The sequence below is a fragment of the Streptomyces sp. NPDC001858 genome (assembly GCF_053594615.1).
In genome coordinates this window covers 75,698-89,878 of sequence record NZ_JBSFEV010000025.1, presented here as the reverse complement: position 1 = coordinate 89,878, position 14,181 = coordinate 75,698, and the positions used below count along the sequence as shown (strand labels likewise).

The following is a 14,181-nucleotide window of genomic DNA, read 5'->3' as shown; positions in this document are numbered from 1 at the left end:
TTCGAAGGGATCTTGGCCCGACCGGGAAACTTTTTTTTCTGCACAGCCAGTGGATGGGGAACGTGCAGGTCAGAGGCTGTCGAAAAGAAAAGGCGAGGGCTTGTTCACAGTACTGTCCACCGGGTCATGCACAGGTTTTGCGGAGTTCTCCACAGCATCGGGCCCGTCGTCCACATGGCCTGTGGATAACCAGATTGGCTGAAGGTGCCCGCGGGCCTACGGTGGTGCGGCGCCCGCTACGTCCGTCGGTCGAAGAAACCCTCACAATACCGACGCGCCACAAACGGAGTTGGGGCTCTCAATTGTCAGTGCCGTGCCGTAGAACTTGAGGCACGGCGAGGTCCGCTCGGCGGACGGGAGGAGGCTGCTCGGTGAGCATTTCCGAGCCCTTGGACGACCCGTGGGCTGAGAGCGGACCCAGTGATCGTCTGCCCGCTTCCCGCCGACGTGGCGACGGAGGCCGCGGCCGTGACGAACAGCATGACCGCGGCCGGGACAGCGGTGAGTGGGAGGGCGGTGGCACCGCTTTCGAGCGAGTACCGCCGCAGGACCTCGACGCGGAGCAGTCCGTCCTCGGAGGCATGCTCCTGTCGAAGGACGCCATCGCCGACGTCGTCGAGGTGCTCAAGGGCCACGACTTCTACAAGCCCGCGCACGAGACGATCTACCAGGCGATTCTCGACATCTACGCCAAGGGCGAACCGGCCGACCCGATCACGATCGCGGCCGAACTCACCAAGCGCGGCGAGATCAACAAGGTCGGCGGCGCGGCGTATCTGCACACCCTCGTCCAGACGGTGCCCACCGCCGCCAACGCCGAGTACTACGCGGAGATTGTCCACGAGCGAGCGGTGCTGCGCCGCCTGGTCGAGGCCGGCACCCGCATCACGCAGATGGGATACGCGGCCGACGACGACGTCGACGAGATCGTCAACCGCGCCCAGGCGGAGATCTACGCGGTCACCGAGCAGCGCACCAGCGAGGACTACCTGCCGCTCGGCGACATCATGGAGGGCGCGCTCGACGAGATCGAGGCGATCGGCTCGCGCAGCGGCGAGATGACGGGAGTGCCCACCGGCTTCACGGACCTCGACTCGCTCACCAACGGTCTGCACCCGGGCCAGATGATCGTCATCGCGGCCCGTCCCGCCATGGGCAAGTCGACGCTGGCGCTGGACTTCGCGCGTGCGGCGTCGATCAAGCACAACCTGCCGAGCGTCATCTTCTCCCTGGAAATGGGGCGCAACGAGATCGCGATGCGCCTGCTCTCCGCCGAGGCCAGGGTCGCCCTGCACCACATGCGCTCCGGCACCATGACGGACGAGGACTGGACGCGTCTGGCCCGCCGGATGCCCGAGGTGTCGTCCGCGCCGCTCTACATCGACGACTCCCCGAACCTGTCGATGATGGAGATCCGCGCGAAGTGCCGGCGGCTGAAGCAGCGCAACGACATCAAGCTCGTGATCATCGACTATCTGCAACTGATGCAGGCCGGTGGTTCCAAGCGCTCCGAGAGCCGTCAGCAGGAAGTCTCGGACATGTCCCGAAACCTCAAGCTGCTGGCCAAGGAGCTGGAGGTCCCGGTGATCGCGCTTTCGCAGCTCAACCGTGGTCCCGAGCAGCGCACGGACAAGAAGCCGATGGTGTCCGACCTGCGTGAGTCCGGCTCCATCGAGCAGGACGCCGACATGGTGATCCTGCTGCACCGTGAGGACGCGTACGAGAAGGAGTCTCCGCGCGCGGGCGAGGCGGACATCATCGTCGGCAAGCACCGTAACGGCCCGACGGCCACCATCACCGTCGCCTTCCAGGGCCACTACTCACGCTTCGTGGACATGGCGCAGACCTGATCGCGCGCTCCAGGATCCGCGATCCCGTTGGCAAGGGCCACGTTCAGTAGCGAGCGATCCCTTCGAGGCTTTCCGGGACAGGTCCGTCCGGTAGCCGCCAGCGGTCCCGACAACGCCCGGCGGTAAGGGTGAATCGCTCGGCGGCGGGGGCATAGTTTGAGATGTCCACGACCCGTGAGGGGGCCCGATGAGGCGTACGGAGGCGGCCAGGCAGTTGGGGAGGTTCGTGCGGGAGCACCGCACCGATGGCGCGCGGCGTCTGCGGCAGGCGGGCGTCTGGCTGATGGTCGGGGTGGTGGGCACGGCCTTCGGGGTGCCGGTGGCGATCGCGTCGGTGGGCACCACCGAGGGGGCCCCGGGGCTGGCGGGGCTGCTGCTCGGGTTCGGTCTGACGGGGTGGGGCCTGGGGATCTGGCGCCTGGTGCAGGCGTTCCGCACCCGGGAACAGTGCTTCGACATCCATGAGCGGGGGTTCACCCACCGGGTGGCGGGCACCGCCACCGTGATCCCCTGGGAGGACGTCGCGCAGGTGAGCACCGCCGGCGGCGACGGCCGGGCGCTCGCCGATGCCCGCGGCATGGGCTCTACGTGCGAGATCCGGCTGCACAACGGACGCCGGATCCGCGTCGACGCCTTCACCGAGGACATGCGGGACCTGGCGGCGGTCGTCCACCGCGCGGTTCACCTCGGGCAATTCCCCCAGGGCCGGGGACGCTGACCGGCTCCGGCTGACGCCGGTCGGTGCCGGGGCCGCCGACCCGCGCGACCCGGCGGCCCTACGGCGAAATGAGCTCGACGTCGGGCGGGTGGGCGGGTGGACTGAGCGCATGACGACACCTCAGGAAGAGCTGCTCCCCGGCACCCGGCGTGCGCTGCTGCACCGGATCGCCGTGGCCCAGGCCGAAGGGCGGGCGCCGTCGCTCGTTGCCGCGGTCGTACGGGACGGGCGGGCTGTGTGGCACGGGGCGCGGACCTCGGTCGACGGGCACGCGCCGGACGAGAACGTGCAGTACCGGATCGGCTCGATCACCAAGACCTTCACCGCCGTTCTCGTGCTGCGGCTGCGCGACGAAGGAGTGCTCGACCTCGAGGACCCGCTGGAGAAACATCTGCCCGGCACCGGCGCGGGGGAGGCCACGGTTGCCGAACTGCTCGCCCACACCGGCGGGTTGGCGGCCGAGTCGCCCGGACCGTGGTGGGAGCGAACCCCTGGCTCGCTGCGGCCCGAGCTCGCCGACGTCCTCGGCGACCAAGCGGCCCCGCATCCGCCCGGCCGACGCCACCACTACTCCAACCCCGGCTACACGCTTCTCGGCGCCCTTGTGGAAGAACTCCGCAGGGCGCCCTGGGAAGACGTACTGCGGCGTGAAGTGCTCGAACCGCTGGGCCTGGATCGTACGACCGTGCGACCGCAGGCCCCGGCCGCGGGCGGCTGGGCTGTGCACCCCTGGGCCGACGTCCTGCTGCCCGAGCCCACCGAGGACTTCGGACGGATGGCCCCGGCGGGCCAGCTCTGGTCCACGACCGGCGACCTCGCGCGTTTCGCCGCCTTCCTGGCACGGGGCGACGACCGGGTGCTGAGCGCGGACACCCTGCGCGAGATGGGGACGCCCGCGGCCCCGGCCGGGCTGGCGGATGTGGCGGACGGTGCGACGTACGGCCTCGGACTGCAGATCCAGCACCGGGACGGACGGATCCTCGTGGGCCACTCCGGCTCGGTGCCCGGTTTCCTGGCGACCCTCACCGTCGGCATCGCGGACGACGTCGCCGCGGTGGTGCTCGCCAACTGCACTTCGGGCCTGCTGACCTCCCAGGTGGCCGCCGATCTCGTACGCATCGTGGCCGAGGCCGAGCCGCGGATTCCCGAGCCCTGGCATCCCCTGCGGGAGGTCGACGGTTCCGTCCTGGAATTGGCGGGTCAGTGGTACTGGGGGGCCAGCCCCTTTGCGTTGCGGGTGACGGCCGATGGGCTCGTCTCCCTCGGGCCGCTGTCCGGCGGCGGCCGGCGCTCGCGGTTCAGGCCGAACGGGGACGGCACCTGGACCGGCCTGGAGGGCTATTACGCAGGAGAGCTCCTGCAGCCCGTGCGCAGGCCGGACGGGGGCGTGGACCACCTGGACCTGGGGTCGTTCGTGTTCACCCGCGAGCCGTACGACGAGCGGGCCGCAGTGCCTGGTGGCGTCGACCCGGAGGGATGGCGGGGGATCGGCTCTTAGCGACACGAGAAGGAAGCGCCCTGTTTCACGTGAAACAGGGCGCTTCCTTCCTGAGAGGCATGCTCTCCGGGAGAGCGGAATGCTCAGAGCTGCAGCTTGAAGCCCACATGTGAGGCGACGAAGCCCAACCGCTCGTAGAAGCGGTGGGCGTCCGTGCGTGCGTTGTCCGAGGTCAGCTGCACCAACTGGCAGTTCTCCCGGCGGGACTCGTCGATCGCCCACTCGATGAACCGGGTGCCCAGACCGCTTCCGCGCTCGTCGGCGTGCACGCGCACACCCTCGATGATCGACCTGGTCGAGCCGCGCCGGGACAGCCCCGGGACGATCGTCAGCTGGAGGGTGCCGACGACGCGTCCCTCGCGGACGGCCACGACCAGGCGTTGGTTGGGGTCGGCGGTGAGCCGTTCCAGCGCGGTCAGATACGGGCCGAGGTCGTCCGGCGACTCGCGCTGTGCGCCCAGCGGGTCGTCCGCGAGCATGCCGACGATCGCGGGGAGGTCCTCGGCGACAGCGGCTCGTATTTCAAGATCTCCCATGACCGCAACTCTATGCACCGAGGGCGGCGGCGGGCGTCTTCAGTGACTCCACGACCTGTACCAGCGGAGCCAGTTCCGGGTTCTCGGCGGCTGTGTCGAGCGCCTCGCGCAGGGCGCCGTCGTTGGTCGGGCGCGCTTCGCCGAGGAGCTTCAGGCCGGCGTCGGTGACGTTGGTGTAGATGCCCCGGCGATCGGTGGGGCACAGGTAGCGCTCGAGCAGACCGCGGTCCTCGAGCCGGGTCACCAGCCTGGTGGTCGCGCTCTGGCTGAGGACGACGGCGTCGGCCACCTGCTTCATCTGCAGATGCCCGCCGTCGCCGTCGTGCTGTCGGCTGAGCACGTCGAGGAGGGAGTACTCGCGCACGCTCAGGTCGTGCCGCGTCTGCAGCGCCCGCTCGATATGGGCCTCGATCCTGCCGTGCAGCAGGGAGAGGGCGCACCAGCCCTGGGCGAGGGCGGTGAGCGCGGGGTCCGTTGCAGTCATGGGCGTTTCTCCTCCGTCCCGAAGCGGCTGACACCAGGATAGAGCACTTCCGCAATAGTCTGCGGTTGCAAATAGCCCGCGTGTGCAACTATTGTGGGCGAACGTAAAGCGCACCTGCAATCGTTTGGGAAGGTTCTAGCCTCTATGCCTCTCGCGCTTCTGGCCCTCGCGATCGGGGCCTTCGGAATCGGAACGACCGAGTTCGTGATCATGGGACTGCTACCCGAGGTCGCCGGCGATTTCGGGGTCTCCATCCCCACGGCGGGCCTGCTCGTGACGGGCTATGCGCTGGGTGTCGTGTTCGGCGCCCCGCTCATGACCGTCCTCGGCACCAAGATCCCGCGCAAGCGGATGCTGATGCTGCTGATGGGTCTGTTCATCGTCGGCAACCTGCTCTCCGCCGTCGCCCCGGTCTTCGCCGTGATGCTGATCGGGCGGGTGGTCGCCTCGCTCGCCCATGGAGCGTTCTTCGGCATCGGCTCCGTCGTCGCCGCCGACCTGGTCGCCCCCGACAAGAAGGCCGGCGCCATCGCGATGATGTTCACCGGGCTCACCGTCGCCAACGTCATCGGCGTCCCGCTGGGCACGCTTGTCGGACAGCACATCGGCTGGCGCGTCACCTTCGCCGTCGTCGCCGCGCTCGGTGTCGTCGGGCTGGTCGGCATCGCCAAGCTCGTGCCCGAGATGCCCCGGGCGGAGGGCGTGCGCCTGCGGCACGAACTGGCCGCCTTCAAGAACGCCCAGGTCCTGCTCGCCATGGCGATGACCGTCCTCGGCTTCGGCGGTGTCTTCGCGGCCATCACCTACATCGCGCCGATGATGACTCACGTCACCGGATTCGCCGACGGCTCCGTCACCTGGCTGCTCGTTCTCTTCGGGCTCGGCATGGTCGGCGGCAACCTCATCGGCGGCAAGTACGCGGACCGAGCCCTGATGCCCATGCTGTACGTCTCGCTGGGCGCCCTTGCCGTCGTCCTGGCGCTCTTCACTCTCACCGCCCACAACAAGGCCCTCGCGGCCGTCACGATCACCCTCATCGGCGCCCTTGGCTTCGCGACCGTCCCGCCACTGCAGAAGCGTGTCCTGGACCAGGCGCACGGAGCGCCGACGCTGGCCTCGGCCGTGAACATCGGCGCCTTCAACCTGGGCAACGCGCTGTCGGCCTGGCTCGGCGGCGTCGTCATCGCCGCCGGCCTCGGCTACACCGCGCCGAACTGGGTCGGAGCCGCCCTCGCCGTGGGCGCGCTGATCCTGGCCTTCGTGTCGGCCGCGTTGGAACGGCGTGACAGCGCCGCCGGCCACCCGGGCCAGATCGTCGCGGGCAGTACCGCTGCTGCCGAGCGACAGGCGGCGGCCACCCAGGCCACCCAGGCCGTGCAGGCCGTCCAGGCCGTCCAGCGCTGAATGTCGTCCAGCGCCCGAAGGTCGTCCGTTCGCACCGAAACCGCGGCAACACCGCAAGGAGAAGTTCCCCTCATGAGCACCACCACTTTTGCGCCCCTGACCATTCACGACGCCGAAGCGCTCGTCTCGGCTGCTCGCAGCGCCGCTGAGGCCGCTGGAGTAACGGTCAGCGTCACCGTCCTGGACGCGGGCGGCCAACTGTTGGCCTTCCGGCGCGACGACCGGGCCGTACTGATCTCCGGGGAGACGAGCACGCGCAAGGCGTACACGGCACTCCAGCTGAACGCCCCCACCGCCGACCTCGTCGACGCCGTTCAGCCCGGAGGCCTGTTCCACACCCTGCCCACCGCCCTCGACCGACCGCTGCTGTTCATCGCGGGCGGTGTGCCGGTCCATCGCGGCGGCCGCCTGATCGGCGCTATCGGGGTCGGGGGCGGCGCCCCGGAGCAGGACCACGGCTTTGCCACGGCGGCCGTGGAGGCGCTCGCCTGACGGCGGACGCCCACACAGAACGCCGGCTCCCCAACCGTCAAGGGAACCGGCGTTCGGTCGTCCGTCCGCGCCGTCAGCCGGCCGCGACCGTCAGTGGAGCGAACCGGCGGCGCCAGTCGCCCGGCAACTCCGAGACCCCGTAGGTCATGACGGCGTTGAACGAGACGGATTGCATGCCCCGCGCCTTCACCCACGCCAGCAGTCCTTCGTGGCGTACGTCGATGTCGGTGCGCAGTGGACGATCTGTTCCGGCGGCGAGGGAGGAGAGAAGGGCCTTCGCCGTTTCCGTGTCCCGGGCGATCAGCGGGCCCACGACGTGGGTGTCCAGGGTGGGCCAGGCCGCCGCGTAGCCGACGATCCGGCCTGCGTCCTGGGCGACCCGCAGCTGGTCGGCGAAAGCGGGCAGCCGGATGATCATGTGTGTGCGATCGACGCCGAAGACCTCCTCGTCGAGCCGGACGATCGCGGTGAGGTCCTCCGCCGTGGCCGCGCGGGTGGCGATGCCTGAAGCCGGCTCGCCCGGTGTGAAGTGCCCCTGCACCATTTCTGCCCGGCCGGTGGTCTTGAAGCCCAGTTCCTCGTAGAGCGGACGGCCGTTCGCTGTTGCGTGCAGGGTGAGCGGGGTGGTTCCCATGAGGGAGACGACGTGCCGCATCAGCCGCCGGCCGATGCCCTGCCGGGCGTGCCGCTCGGCGACCAGCACCATGCCGACGGCGGCTAGAGCAGGGCGGCCGTACGGACCGTACTCGGTGACCACGCAGGCGCTGACGAGGCCCCCGTCGGGGTCGTCGATGCCGTATCCCTTCCCGGCCGAGAGGAGGAGGCCCCACTTGTGTTCATCACGCGGCCACCCCCGATCCTCGGACAAGTCGGCGCAGGCGGTGAGATCGCGGTGCGTCAGGCGGCGGATGGGCAGAGCGATAGAGGAAGGAGTCGGCACGCAGGTCAGGCTTTCCGACCGGTGCCGTCGACGTCCACCCGTTTCCCCTTGGATGTACGTGCTTTTGGCCATGTCGTAGCCAACTGCAACTGCGCTGTGCGTCGACAGTGGGCGAGTGTTTCACGTGAAACACGTGCAGCAGAAGGCAGAGCAGAGGACTCGGCACGCTTCTCCACGGAACTTCCGCACCGTTGGAGATTTCGCGCCAACTCGGCCTGGAGGCCGAGGCGACGGTTTTCGACCAGTGGATCTTGGCGGGATTGATCGGACCGCCGGAGTATCCGGGTAAGGATCTATGGGGTGCCTATGAACTGGTGTGTCGCGGCCGGTAATTGAAGGAATCAAGGGTTCCCGCCCGAGTGTGTCCCAGGAGGGCAGGGGAGACTTGTGTGGCGGGCAACGCCCGGTATGGTCGACTCCGGTTCGCTTCCGGTACGAGGTGCGCGAAACATCGTGCGCACATTCCGTGCGAGCCGAGAGCAGGGCAGGGCAAGGCAAGGCAGCCTAACGGGATGGAGAGATCGAAGGCCCGCATTTCCGGTGATGCGATCGAGGCGTTCGCACAGGATGCGATGCTGCGATGAGAGGGCTGTGTCCCCTATCGCACTCTCGCGCTATGCGTTCGTGCGGAGCGGAAATACGGGTGGACCGCGGCCCTTTCGGGCGCGGGACCGAACGGAGGAGCAAGCCGTCTGCGGGGGAAGCAGGCACCTTCCGATCCAGGAAGTGCGCAGACCGACCTAAAGATGTTCGAGGCGAGGCACACCATGGACGCTCCGACCACCAGGTCGGCTGACAACGGCACGTCCGGCGGCGGGAGCGGATGGTTTACCCCGCAGAAGCAGCCGGAGCCTGCCGCAGGGGGCGATCAGGGAGTTACAGACGGCCGTCGCCTCGCCGGCCTGCGCCCCGTGGGCAGGAACGCGGCTGATCCGCACGGCGGCAACGAGCCCCAGGACCGCACCACGGACGCCGGGTCCCGAATACAGCCGAGCCCGCCACCCTTCGTCGAGGTCCCCGCCCAGACTCAGAACCCAGTCCAGGCTCAGGACCCAGTCCAGGCTCAAGCCCCAACCCAGGCTCAAGCCCCCATCGCGGCTCAGGCGGCGGCTGCCCCTCCACCAGCCCCTGCCGCCCCTGAGGGGCTCGCCGGATCGCGTCTACCCACGCAGCAGATCACCGCGCTCGCCGAGCCTCGCCCGCCGGAGTGGCGGCAGCCCACTGTCCCGCCCGCCGAGCCCCTCGTGCCCGCTCAGCGGTCCGCGCAGGTGCAGGCCGCGTCCCCGGACGCCGTACTCGTCCGGCGCACCATGGCCGAGGTGGGCCCGGTGGCCGACAAGGTCACGTCGTACTTCTACGCGATGCTCTTCGTCCGCCACCCCGAGCTGCGTTCGCTCTTCCCGCCCGCGATGGACGCCCAGCGCGACCGGCTCCTCAAGGCGCTGCTCACGGCCGCCGAGCACATCGACAACACCCCGGTCCTCGTCGAGTACCTGCAGAACCTCGGCCGCGGTCACCGCAAGTACGGCACGCAGGCCGAGCACTATCCGGCGGTCGGCGAGTGTCTGATCGGCGCGCTGAGCAGGTATGCGGACGCCGTGTGGGACGCCGAGACCGAGGCGGCCTGGGTCCGGACGTACACGACGATCTCCCAGGTCATGATCGATGCGGCGGCCGTCGACGAACTCCGCGCCCCGGCCTGGTGGCACGCGGAGGTGGTGTCGCACGACCTCCGAACACCTAACGTCGCGATCCTCACCGTCCGCCCGAACCAGCCCTATCCCTTCCGCGCCGGGCAGTACGCGAGCGTGGAGACGCCTTGGTGGCCGCGGATCTGGCGGCACTTCTCCTTCGCCTCCGCGCCCCGCTCCGACGGTCTGCTGACCTTCCATGTGAAGGCCATCCCCGCGGGCTGGGTCTCCAACTCCCTGGTGCACCGCGCACGGCCGGGCGACGTCATCCGGTTGGGTCCGCCGGCCGGTTCGATGACCGTCGACCACACCAGGAACAGCGGGCTGCTCTGTCTCGGGGGCGGCACCGGCATAGCGCCGATCAAGGCGCTGGTCGAGGATGTCGCCGAGCATGGAGCGCGGCGTCCGGTCGAGGTGTTCTACGGCGCGCGTAGCGACCACGACCTATATGACATCGACACGATGCTCAGGCTTCAGCAGTCCCACCCATGGCTGCAGGTCCGCCCGGTGGTGGACCGCCACGGTCTGCTCCAGCTGCCCGACGCCATACGCACCTTCGGGCCTTGGACCGCGTACGACGCTTATGTCTCGGGTCCGCCCGGCATGATCCGCAGCAGCGTGGACGCCCTGCGCGGGGTGGGCATCCCCTCGGAGCGCATACGCCACGACTCGGTCGAGGAACTCGCCGCCGCGGGAAGCTGATTCCGCGCCCCCACAGGCCACGCCGCCCGCAGGCCACGCTCTCCCCAGGGCACGCTCTCCCCAGGGCACGTCTGCTCAAAGCCTGGGCGTCAGCCGAGGTCAGGAGCGTGCATGGCGCGGACGCCCTCGATGTTCCCGTCCAAGTAATGCCGCAGCGACAGCGGGACCAGGTGGACCGAGGCGATCCCGACCCGGGTGAACGGCACGCGGACGATCTCGTATTCGCCGGCGGGCTCTTCGATCTCGGGGCCGTGCCGCAGGGCCGGGTCCATGGACTCCAGGCGGCAGACGAAGAAGTGCTGCACTTTGACACCGGTCGCGCCGCCGTCCTCGCCGATGTGCTCGACGGTGTCGACGAAGCAGGGGACGACATCGGTGATCTTGGCGCCGAGTTCCTCGTGCACCTCGCGGTGCAGGGCGTCCACGACGGTCGCGTCGTCCGGCTCGACCCCGCCACCGGGCGTGAGCCAGTACGGATCCACACCGGGTTTGGTGCGCTTGATCAGGATCAGATTGTCGCCGTCCAGCAGAACGGCTCGTGCGGTGCGCTTGACCACGGGTCGGACGGTCATGGAAGGAATGTGGCCCGGCTGGTTCCACGTGAAACATCGCGAAACGTCACCGGATGAGCTCATGCCGTGACCCCCCGCTCGAACGGGGTCAGCACCACGCGGCGGCCGCCCTCAGCAGCCACTCGTGGGCCCGGGCCACCTGCGGCATCGCCAGCGTTCCGGTGCGCACCACCAGGACGTACGTCCGCAGCGGCGGTACCGCGGGTTCGTGCAGCGCCACGACGTCACCGCGTTCGAGAGCGGTCGCGCACAGATAGCGGGGCAGGACCGCCAGGCCCGCGCCCGCGATCGCGCAGGCGAGCACCGCGCGCAGGTCGGGAACGATGACGGTGCCGGAGGCGGCGGGGCGGGAGTCGAAGACGGAGGCCCAATAGCGGGAGACCAGGGGCAGAGACTCGTGCACCTCGACGACGGGGAGGTTTTCGAGCGCGGACGCGCCCTTGCGACGCAGCTTCCCGGTGTCGATGCGGCCGTCCCACTGCGCACCGGCGATCAGGACGTGCTCCTCGTCGCACAGCGGGGTGGCCGTGAGCAGCGCTCCGCGCGGTCGGGCCGTGCTGATGGCCAGGTCGTGGTGCCCGGCGGCCAAGCCCTCCAGGACTTCCTCGGCGGTGCCGAAGGAGGCGCGCAGGGCGAATCCCTGTCCGTCGTCGCCGGACAGTTCGGTGAGCGCGGGAAGGGCCCGCTCGGCGGTGAACTCGGGGGGACCGGCGAGATGCAGTGTCCGCACGGCGGACTCGTCGTCGAGGCCGGTCTCGGCGATCTCCACCAGGGCATCGAGATGGGGAGCGGCCTTGTGGGCGAGCTCGTCGCCGATGCTCGTGGGTGTCACGCCGCGAGCCTGGCGCAGGAACAGGGGCCGGCCGAGCTGGCGCTCCAGCGTGCGGATCTGGGAGGTGACAGCCGGCTGGGACAGGCCCAGCAGCGTGGCTGCGCGGGTGAAGGAGCCGGCCCGGTGCACGGTCACGAAGGTGCGTAGCAAGGCCAGATCCATCGGGTGTCTTCCCCTTTCCCTGCCTTTCTCCCGGCTCCCAGGCAGCGCCCAACTATAAATAAGTCGATAGGTCCCTGTCGCTACAGTGATTGGACACTGACACAGAGTCAACTAGCCTTGTTCGCGCGGTTCTTCGCGCGCAGAACCGAGGACGGTCCGAGCCACGAGGGGGGAGGCTCGGACCGTCCGCCGTGCGTAGCGGGTCCCCGACGGGGCCGTCCCTAAGGCGATCACCGCGCCGACTCCTCCAGCGCGCGCAGCACATCCGCCACCAGGTCCTCGGGGTCCTCGGCGCCGACGGACAGCCGGATGAAGCCCTCCGGCACCGCGTCGCCGCCCCAGCGCCCGCGCCGCTCCGCGGTGGACCGCACTCCGCCGAAGCTCGTCGCGTCGTCCACGAGCCGCAGAGCATCGAGGAAACGCTCGGCACGCGTGCGCGTGGGCAGCGTGAAGGAGACCACGCACCCGTAGCGCCGCATCTGCTGGGAGGCGACCTTGTGAGAAGGGTCGTCAGGCAGCCCCGGGTACCGCAGCCCGCTCACCTCGGGCCTCCCCCGCAGCGCCTGCGCCACCGCCAGGGCGCTGTCGTTCTGCCGGTCGACACGCAGCTGGAGCGTGGCGATCGAACGGTGCGCGAGCCAGGCCTCCATGGGCCCGGGGATCGCCCCGACGATCTTGCGCCAGCGCCGTACGGCCGTCATCGGCTCACCGGCCCGCCCCGTGACATAGCCGAGGAGAACGTCGCCGTGGCCCGTCAGCTGCTTGGTGCCGCTGGCCACGGAGAAGTCCGCGCCGAGCGCCAGCGGACGCTGCCCGAGCGGGGTGGCGAGCGTGTTGTCCACGGCCACGAGGGCGCCACGCGCGTGTGCCGCCTCGACGAGCCGCCGGATGTCGCACACATCGAGCCCGGGGTTCGAGGGGGACTCGATCCACAGCAGCTTCGCGCCGTCGAGGACGTCGAGCTGGGCGTCGTCACGGGTCGGCGCGGTGCGCACCTCGATGCCGTAGGCCTCCAGCTGTGCGCGCACCAGCGGAAGCACCTGGTAGCCGTCGTCGGGCAGTACGACGGTGTCCCCGGCCCGCAGCTGGGAGAAGAGCACCGACGAGATCGCGGCCATGCCGGAGGCGAAGGCGAGCGTCTCGACGTCGTCCTGCCCCGGAGCCTCCAGCTCGCCGATGGCGTGCTCCAGGTGGGTCCAGGTCGGGTTCTCGTCACGGCCGTAGGTGTACGGGCCCGTGGGCTCGCCCGGCAGATGGAAATGCGCCGCGAACACCGGACCGGGCAGGGTCGGCTCGTACTTCACCGGCTCGGGCAGCCCGGCCCGCACCGCGCGCGTACCGTCGCCGGCGCCTCCGGGAGTCCCCTCTGCCGCAGCGGAACCGCTCATGTCAGTCGTCCTTCCACATCGTGTCGTACCGCGGCGAGCAGACCGGCGCTCGCCCCCTCCACCATCTCAAGACACTCCTCGAAGCCGTCCTGGCCCCCGTAGTAGGGGTCGGGGACGTCCAGGTCGCCGTCGGCCGCGGGGTCGAAGGAGCGCAGCAGCCGTACCTTCGCCGCGTCCTCCCGCGTGGGGGCCAGGAGTCGCAGGGCCTTGAGATGGCCGGAGTCCAGAGCGATCACGAGGTCGAGACGGTCGAACCACGAGGGCTCGAAGCGCCGGGCCGTGTGGTCGAGGGCGTAACCGTGCTCCTCCAGGACGGAGAGGGTGCGCGGGTCGGCGTTCTCGCCTTCGTGCCAGTCGCCGGTGCCCGCGCTGTCCACCTCGACCAGCCCTTCGAGGCCCGCGTCCGCCACGCGCGCGCGAAAGACCGACTCGGCCATCGGGGAGCGGCAGATGTTGCCGGTGCAGACGAAACAGACGCGGTAGGTCATCGTGGCCTCAGTCCCCGTCGGGCAGAACGACGTTGAGCGCCCAGGAGACGACGGAGACGATCAGGCCGCCCACGACCGCGGTCCAGAAGCCCGACACCTCGAAGCTCAAGTCGAGCACGTCGGCCAGCCACGAAGTGAGCAGCAGCATCAAGGCGTTGACCACCAGGGTGATCAGACCGAGCGTGAGGATGAACAGAGGGAACGTCAGCACCTTCACGATCGGCTTGACCAGGAAGTTGACCAGGCCGAAGAGCAGTGCGACGACTATGAGGGTGATGGTCTTCTTGCCCGTGTTGTCACCGGTCAGGGTGATGCCGCCGAGCGCCCAGACGGCGACCGCCAGGGCACCTGCGTTGGCGGTCGTCTTGACTACGAAATTCTTCATGTGTCTGATCGTGGCAGAGAGATCGCAAACGAGCACCGG

The 14,181-nt window shown here is 69.5% G+C and carries 14 protein-coding genes and 1 pseudogene; 7 read left to right on the top strand and 8 right to left on the bottom strand.

All coding sequences use genetic code 11. The features are described from left to right. Positions 1–371 precede the first annotated feature (371 nt). The 3 genes from dnaB (at position 372) to ACWCPF_RS29640 (ending at position 4,066) form a co-directional block, all read left to right on the top strand. Positions 372–1,850: a replicative DNA helicase gene (dnaB, locus tag ACWCPF_RS29650; RefSeq protein ID WP_450946573.1), complete on the top strand. Its 1,479-nt coding sequence runs from the start codon at positions 372–374 to the stop codon at positions 1,848–1,850. A gap of 187 nt (positions 1,851–2,037) precedes the next feature. Further along, positions 2,038–2,568, top strand: coding sequence for a hypothetical protein (locus ACWCPF_RS29645; RefSeq protein WP_451048160.1), 531 nt, complete (start codon positions 2,038–2,040; stop codon positions 2,566–2,568). A 109-nt stretch (positions 2,569–2,677) separates the two neighbouring features. Continuing rightward, the gene (locus tag ACWCPF_RS29640; protein WP_451048159.1) at positions 2,678–4,066 is read left to right on the top strand and encodes a serine hydrolase domain-containing protein; all 1,389 of its coding nucleotides are present in this window, start codon (positions 2,678–2,680) and stop codon (positions 4,064–4,066) included. Positions 4,067–4,149: 83 nt separating this feature from the next. Here the strand turns inward: ACWCPF_RS29640 and ACWCPF_RS29635 are convergent, their stop codons facing one another. Both ACWCPF_RS29635 and ACWCPF_RS29630 read right to left on the bottom strand, forming a co-directional pair. After that, a complete protein-coding gene (locus ACWCPF_RS29635; RefSeq protein ID WP_451048158.1) occupies positions 4,150–4,602 on the bottom strand; it encodes an N-acetyltransferase family protein in 453 nt (150 codons plus the stop codon). 10 nt (positions 4,603–4,612) lie between these two features. After that, positions 4,613–5,086, bottom strand: coding sequence for a MarR family winged helix-turn-helix transcriptional regulator (locus ACWCPF_RS29630; RefSeq protein ID WP_451048157.1), 474 nt, complete (start codon positions 5,084–5,086; stop codon positions 4,613–4,615). Positions 5,087–5,230: 144 nt separating this feature from the next. On the opposite strand from ACWCPF_RS29630, the gene ACWCPF_RS29625 reads away from it, so the two are divergent. Both ACWCPF_RS29625 and ACWCPF_RS29620 read left to right on the top strand, forming a co-directional pair. Next, the gene (locus tag ACWCPF_RS29625; protein ID WP_451048156.1) at positions 5,231–6,490 is read left to right on the top strand and encodes an MFS transporter; all 1,260 of its coding nucleotides are present in this window, start codon (positions 5,231–5,233) and stop codon (positions 6,488–6,490) included. 72 nt (positions 6,491–6,562) lie between these two features. Next, positions 6,563–6,982 (top strand): GlcG/HbpS family heme-binding protein, encoded by a 420-nt coding sequence (locus tag ACWCPF_RS29620; protein WP_451048155.1) that lies wholly within the window; start codon positions 6,563–6,565, stop codon positions 6,980–6,982. Between the two features lie 73 nt (positions 6,983–7,055). On the opposite strand, the gene ACWCPF_RS29615 is transcribed toward ACWCPF_RS29620, so the two are convergent. Then, the gene (locus ACWCPF_RS29615; protein WP_451048154.1) at positions 7,056–7,922 is read right to left on the bottom strand and encodes a GNAT family N-acetyltransferase; all 867 of its coding nucleotides are present in this window, start codon (positions 7,920–7,922) and stop codon (positions 7,056–7,058) included. Between the two features lie 191 nt (positions 7,923–8,113). Between ACWCPF_RS29615 and ACWCPF_RS29610 the strand changes: the two are divergent. Both ACWCPF_RS29610 and ACWCPF_RS29605 read left to right on the top strand, forming a co-directional pair. After that, positions 8,114–8,221: pseudogene (locus ACWCPF_RS29610) on the top strand (hydrolase); the annotation flags it as partial. Positions 8,222–8,668: 447 nt separating this feature from the next. Beyond that, positions 8,669–10,315 (top strand): globin domain-containing protein, encoded by a 1,647-nt coding sequence (locus tag ACWCPF_RS29605; protein ID WP_451048153.1) that lies wholly within the window; start codon positions 8,669–8,671, stop codon positions 10,313–10,315. A gap of 89 nt (positions 10,316–10,404) precedes the next feature. On the opposite strand, the gene ACWCPF_RS29600 is transcribed toward ACWCPF_RS29605, so the two are convergent. From ACWCPF_RS29600 to ACWCPF_RS29580, 5 genes are all read right to left on the bottom strand, one after another. Next, on the bottom strand, positions 10,405–10,887 hold the full coding sequence (locus ACWCPF_RS29600; RefSeq protein WP_351907642.1) for an NUDIX hydrolase: 483 nt from the start codon (positions 10,885–10,887) through the stop codon (positions 10,405–10,407). An 88-nt stretch (positions 10,888–10,975) separates the two neighbouring features. Beyond that, a complete protein-coding gene (locus ACWCPF_RS29595) occupies positions 10,976–11,881 on the bottom strand; it encodes a LysR family transcriptional regulator (RefSeq protein WP_451048152.1) in 906 nt (301 codons plus the stop codon). A 230-nt stretch (positions 11,882–12,111) separates the two neighbouring features. After that, positions 12,112–13,269 carry a cystathionine gamma-lyase gene (locus tag ACWCPF_RS29590; RefSeq protein ID WP_451048151.1) on the bottom strand — a complete coding sequence of 386 codons (1,158 nt, stop codon included), beginning with the start codon at positions 13,267–13,269 and terminating at the stop codon, positions 12,112–12,114. After that, positions 13,266–13,757, bottom strand: a complete 492-nt coding sequence (locus ACWCPF_RS29585) for a low molecular weight protein-tyrosine-phosphatase (RefSeq protein WP_451048150.1) — start codon at positions 13,755–13,757, stop codon at positions 13,266–13,268. The genes ACWCPF_RS29590 and ACWCPF_RS29585 overlap by 4 nt, the downstream gene beginning before the upstream one ends. A gap of 7 nt (positions 13,758–13,764) precedes the next feature. Next, positions 13,765–14,142 (bottom strand): phage holin family protein, encoded by a 378-nt coding sequence (locus tag ACWCPF_RS29580; protein WP_451048149.1) that lies wholly within the window; start codon positions 14,140–14,142, stop codon positions 13,765–13,767. Positions 14,143–14,181 lie beyond the last annotated feature (39 nt).